At 59.8% G+C, this 5530-nt stretch carries 5 protein-coding genes; all 5 read left to right on the forward strand.

Annotated elements, in window-relative coordinates; translation table 11 throughout:
• Positions 1 to 1373 (forward strand): preprotein translocase subunit SecA (locus EGI20_RS16015; protein ID WP_498632664.1); only part of this gene is annotated, 1373 nt, incomplete at its 5' end.
• 119 nt (positions 1374 to 1492) lie between these two features.
• Positions 1493 to 2845, forward strand: coding sequence for a diguanylate cyclase (locus tag EGI20_RS16020; RefSeq protein ID WP_498632665.1), 1353 nt, complete (start codon positions 1493 to 1495; stop codon positions 2843 to 2845).
• A gap of 91 nt (positions 2846 to 2936) precedes the next feature.
• Positions 2937 to 3533, forward strand: a complete 597-nt coding sequence (locus EGI20_RS16025; RefSeq protein WP_124735016.1) for a Maf family protein — start codon at positions 2937 to 2939, stop codon at positions 3531 to 3533.
• Positions 3534 to 3544: 11 nt separating this feature from the next.
• Positions 3545 to 5041: a ribonuclease G gene (gene rng / locus EGI20_RS16030; protein ID WP_498632667.1), complete on the forward strand. Its 1497-nt coding sequence runs from the start codon at positions 3545 to 3547 to the stop codon at positions 5039 to 5041.
• A gap of 38 nt (positions 5042 to 5079) precedes the next feature.
• Positions 5080 to 5530: serine acetyltransferase domain-containing protein (locus EGI20_RS16035; RefSeq protein WP_498632669.1), on the forward strand; the 451-nt coding region annotated here is incomplete at its 3' end.

The following is a 5530-nucleotide window of genomic DNA, read 5'->3' on the forward strand; positions in this document are numbered from 1 at the left end:
TGGTGGGCACCACCAGCATCGAGAACTCCGAGCTGATCGATACGCTGCTGACCAAGGCGGGTATTGCGCACAATGTGCTGAACGCCAAGGAACATGCGCGCGAAGCCGATATCATCGTGCAGGCAGGTCGTGCCGGCATCATTACCGTGGCGACCAATATGGCCGGTCGCGGTACCGACATCGTGCTGGGCGGCAACCCAGAGCCGGAAATCAAGGCGATCGAGGCGGACGAGCGCCTGAGCGCGGATGAGAAAGCGGCAAAAATCGCCGCGATCCGCGCCGAATGGCAGTTGCGCCACGACGCAGTACTGGCGGCGGGCGGCTTGCATATCATCGGCACCGAGCGTCATGAATCGCGTCGTATCGACAACCAGTTGCGCGGCCGTTCCGGTCGTCAGGGTGATGCCGGCTCCAGCCGCTTCTATCTGAGTCTGGAAGACCCGCTGTTGCGCATCTTCGCCTCCGAGCGTGTTGGCGCCATCATGGAAAAGCTCAAGATGCCGGAAGGCGAGGCGATCGAGCATCCGTGGGTGAGCCGTTCGATCGAGAATGCGCAGCGCAAGGTAGAAGGCCGTAACTTCGACATCCGCAAGCAGTTGCTGGAGTACGACGACGTTGCCAACGACCAGCGCAAGGTGATCTACGGCCAGCGCAACGAGATCCTGGAAGACGAAGATGTCTCCGCCGTCGTGACCCATATGCGCGAAGGCGTGATTGCCGATCTGGTTGATCTGTATCTGCCGCCGGAGTCGATGGAAGAGCAGTGGGATATCCCGGGCCTGGAAACCGCGCTGGAAGGCGAATACCAGCTGCAGGCACCGATAGCCGAATGGATCAAGGCCGAACCGGCGCTGGACATTCCGCAGATCAAGGAGCGCGTGCTCAAGCTGGCCGAAGAAACCTATCTGGCTAAAGTCGAGCTGGCCGGTGATGGTGTAATGCGCCAGTTCGAGCGCTCTTTGGTGCTGCAGATGCTGGATAATCATTGGCGCGAGCATCTGGCTGCCATGGACCATCTGCGTCAGGGCATCCATCTGCGCGGCTATGCGCAGAAGAACCCGAAGCAGGAGTACAAGCGCGAGGCGTTCGAGCTGTTCGCCGACATGCTGGAACGCATCAAGAAGAGCGTGGTCGGTGTGCTGATGACGGTACAGGTCAACAGCGCGGCCGATGCCGAAGCGATTGCTCCGCACGAGGTGGCCGGCATGTCGCTGAACCATCAGGAGCCGGGCTCGGCACTGGGCGAGGCGGGGGAGGATAATCCGTATGCGCCGGAAGTGCTGGCAGCACAAGGCATACGCATCGGTCGCAACGACCCGTGCCCGTGCGGCTCCGGCCATAAATACAAGCAGTGCCACGGCAAGCTGGCTTAAGCTGGCTGAGCACTAAAAAGACCCGGCAGCGCCGGGTCTTTTTCTATCCGGCGTGCTCGGGCATGAGGCCGGAAGCTTTGGTGTATGATAGGTGCTACATTCTATCTGCGTAGGGAACGATGAAAAATTCACGGCATGGCCTTGCCTCTAGCTGGTCTGCGGCTTTACCGCATAGCAGCGCGACAGTTGCGATTCGGGGAGAGGGGGGGCGATATCTGTCCTCGACACCGGCTTTTTCCCGCCTGCTAGGGCGCGACACCGTGCAGGGGCTGACGGATCAGGATTGTTTCCCCGTGGAAGTAGCCAAGCACTTGGCCATGCTTAATCACCGGGTCAGGCAGGAAGGGCATTCCGTCTGCGAGTTTGAACCGTCTTCCCGACTGATGCTGGTCGAGTTTCCACTGTCGGATGATGACAGTAACCACACCGCACTCAGCGGCGTGGTGGTGGTCGAAGAGCCGCGCGCGGCACAGGACTTGCGCCAGGCACTGCAGAATGCCGAGTCCAATAACCGTGAGTTGCAGCAGAATATTGCCGACCTGGAGAGCATTGCGGCCACCGACCGTTTGACCGGCACCCGCAACCGCCATTTCCTTGAGCGTCATATCCATAACGAGATTGCCCGTGCCGAGCAGCAAGGGAGTCCGCTCTCCGTGCTGATCGTCGATGTGGATCATTTCAAGACTATCAATGATGCGCATGGCCATGCCTGCGGCGACGAGGTGCTGTGCGAACTGGCCGAGCGACTTCGCGGTGCACTGCGGGCCAGCGACGTGTTGGTGCGCTGGGGCGGCGAGGAGTTTCTGGTGCTGTGTCCGGACACGCCGCAAGCGGCTGCCGTGCGTCTGGCCGAACGCTTGCGTCTTGCAGTCGCTACCTTGCCGTTTTCCCGCAGCCTGCAAGTCACTATCAGCCTGGGGATCGCTGGCAGACAGGCAGGCGAGTCGTGGCAACCCTGGTTCGAGCGCGCTGATGCAGCCTTGTATCGCGCCAAAGCGGACGGCCGCAACCGGGTAGAGGCGGCCAGTTTTGACGAGAAAGAGGGCGATGCTTTTTCCAACGTCGGTTTTTTGCAACTGAGCTGGCGCAGGGCTTATGAAAGCGGGCATGACGGCATTGATGCCGAACATCAGGCGCTATTTGCCATCTGCAACCAGTTGCTGGATGCGGTATTGCAGATGCGCTCGCGCGAATCTATTGCCGAGCTGATTGCCAGGTTACTGGCCGATGTCAGTCAGCATTTCCAGCATGAAGAAGCTGCCATTCGCGCGGCCGGCTATCCGGAAGCAGAACAGCATGCCGCCATACACGCCGGTTTGCTGTCACAGGCATATGCGCTTTGTGCCCGTTTCGAACAGGGCGAAGCCAGCATAGGCGAACTATTCCAGTTTCTGGCGCATGAGGTGATTGCCCGCCATATGCTGCGCGAAGACCGGCTTTTCTTCCCTTATCTGAATGGCTCGCACGCTTAAGCACTCAAGGCCGACTGAAGATGAAGTGCGGGGGCAGGGCTGCTTCTGGTAACCTAGATGCCAATAAAATTTATTCTTCGGCATGATGACTATGACTACCAGCGATACGCATATCTACCTTGCGTCGGGCAGCCCGCGCCGGCGTGAACTGTTGCAGCAACTGGGCGTGGCTTTTGAGCGCATCCATGCCGACATCGACGAGTCGGTTTTGCCGGGTGAAGAGGCCATTGCCTACACCGAGCGTCTGGCGGCGGCCAAGGCGGCGGCTGGTTGGGCTGTGGTGCAAAGCTGCGGTCTGCCTTCGCGCCCGCTGCTGTCGGCCGATACCACGGTGGTGCAGGATGGCGAGATTTTCGGCAAGCCGGTCGATGCCGCAGACGCCGCGCGCATGTTGCGTGCGTTTTCTGGGCGCAGCCATCAGGTGGTGACCAGCGTGGCCATCCGTCAGGATGACAAGCTGAGCGTGGCGACCTGTGTGACCGAGGTGAGCTTTCGCCCTTTATCCGATGCAGATATCGAACGCTATATCGCCAGTGGCGAGCCGTTCGACAAGGCCGGCGCCTACGGAATTCAGGGGCATGCAGCAGTATTCGTGTCCCGCATCGATGGCAGCTTTACCGGTGTGATGGGCCTGCCCCTGTTTGAAACGGCGGCCTTGCTGGCTGAATTCGGCTTCACTTTTCCTTGAGGTCGGTCGCCATGCTGCATCAATCCATTACTTTGCCGCGCGATATCGTACGGCCGCAGGAACAGATTCTCGTCAATATCACGCCGCAGGACACGCGGGTGGCCGTGCTGGAAGACTCGGTGGTGCAGGAGCTGCATATCGAGCGCGCCGCCAGCCGCGGTATCGTCGGCAATATCTATCTGGGTCAGGTCAAGCGCGTCTTGCCCGGCATGCAAAGCGCCTTTGTCGAAATCGGCCTGGAGCGTGCCGCCTTCCTGCATATCGCCGACGTGCTCGAGCAGCGCCAGCATCCGGCCGAGCCGCAGCGTATCGAAAAGATGCTGTTCGAAGGCCAGACCGTGCTGGTGCAGGTGATCAAGGACCCGATCAATACCAAGGGTGCGCGGCTGTCTACGCAGATCTCCTTGGCTGGGCGCTTTCTGGTGCACCTGCCGCAGGACGAGCATATCGGTATCTCGCAGAAGATCGAGAGCGAGGCCGAACGCCACAGCCTGAAGGCACGCATGGAGAACCTGGTGCCGGCCGGTTCGCCGCATGGTTATATCGTGCGTACCAGTGCCGAGGGCGCGAGCAATGCCGAACTGGCAGCCGATATTGAATACCTGTCCAAGTTGTGGGCCGATATCCGCCACAAGTCGCAAAATCTGCCGGCGCAGAGCTGCCTGTATGAGGATCTGCCGCTGGCTGTGCGGGTGCTTAGGGATATGGTCAGCGACCAGACCGGCAAGATCATTGTCGATTCGACCGAAAACTATGAGCGCATGGTCGAGTTTGCCGAGCAGTATGTACAGTCGGCGGTGGACAAGATCGAGCGTTATAGCGGCAATCGTCCGCTGTTCGAGCTGCATGGTATCGAGGCCGAGATCGAGCGTGCGCTGGCGCGCCGGGTCAATCTCAAGTTTGGTGGCTATCTGATTGTCGACCAGACCGAGGCAATGACCACCATAGACCTGAATACCGGTGGTTTCGTCGGCACGCGCAATTTTGACGAGACCATCTTCAAGACCAATATGGAAGCGACTCACGCCATTGCGCGCCAGCTGCGACTGCGCAATATGGGTGGCATCATCATTGTCGATTTTATCGATATGGACAGCGATGAGCACAAGCAGGCGGTGCTGGCCGAGCTAGCCAAGGCCATGGCGCGCGACCGCACCCGTGTGACGCTTAACGGCTTTACCAGCCTCGGTCTGGTCGAGATCACCCGCAAGCGCACGCGCGAGAGCCTGTCGCACATCTTGTGCGAGCCGTGCCCGACCTGTCAGGGCCGCGGCCAGATCAAGACCGCGCAGACAGTATGCTATGAAATCCAGCGCGAAATCGTGCGCGAGGCGCGCAAGTTCGATGCCAAGGGTTTCCGCATCCTCGCCTCGCAGCCGGTGATCGACATGTTCCTCGACGAGGAGTCGCAGAGCCTGGCCATGTTGATAGACTTTATCGGCAAGCCGGTATCGCTGTCGGTGGAAAGTACTTATACGCAGGAACAGTTCGACGTGGTACTGATGTAAGCCGCAACTGTTTTGCGGTGACGTAAAAAGGTTAGTTTATGAATGATGTACACGGCGATGCCTTGTGGCGCGCCATTCTGGATGAAACGGCACTGGCTGCGCGCGACGAGCCGCTATTGGCCAGTTTTCTGCATATGACGGTGTTGCGTCATGCCTCGCTGGAAGATGTGCTGGCTTTTCATCTGTCGAGCAAGCTGGCCAGCCCGGTCATGGACGCGCGTGCGCTGATGGAACTGTTCCACGAGGCACTGTCGGCCGACGACACCATCAGCCGCGCCATGCGCGCCGATATCACCGCCTGCTTCGAGCGCGATCCGGCCTGCGACAGCTATTCGACACCGCTGTTGTACTTCAAGGGCTTCCACGCCATCCAGAGCCAGCGTGTCACCCACTGGCTATGGCAGCAGGGGCGCAAGACCATGGCCTATTTCCTGCAGAACCGCATCTCCGAAGTGCTGGGTGCCGACATTCACCCTGCCGCGCGCATCG

Source organism: Aquitalea sp. S1-19, from assembly GCF_024343515.1.

Coding starts and splice junctions, on each gene's coding strand:
- EGI20_RS16020 (WP_498632665.1), top strand. CDS start 1,493: ATGAAAAATTCACGGCATGGCCTTGCCTCTAGCTGGTCTGCGGCTTTA.
- EGI20_RS16025 (WP_124735016.1), top strand. CDS start 2,937: ATGACTACCAGCGATACGCATATCTACCTTGCGTCGGGCAGCCCGCGC.
- rng (WP_498632667.1), top strand. CDS start 3,545: ATGCTGCATCAATCCATTACTTTGCCGCGCGATATCGTACGGCCGCAG.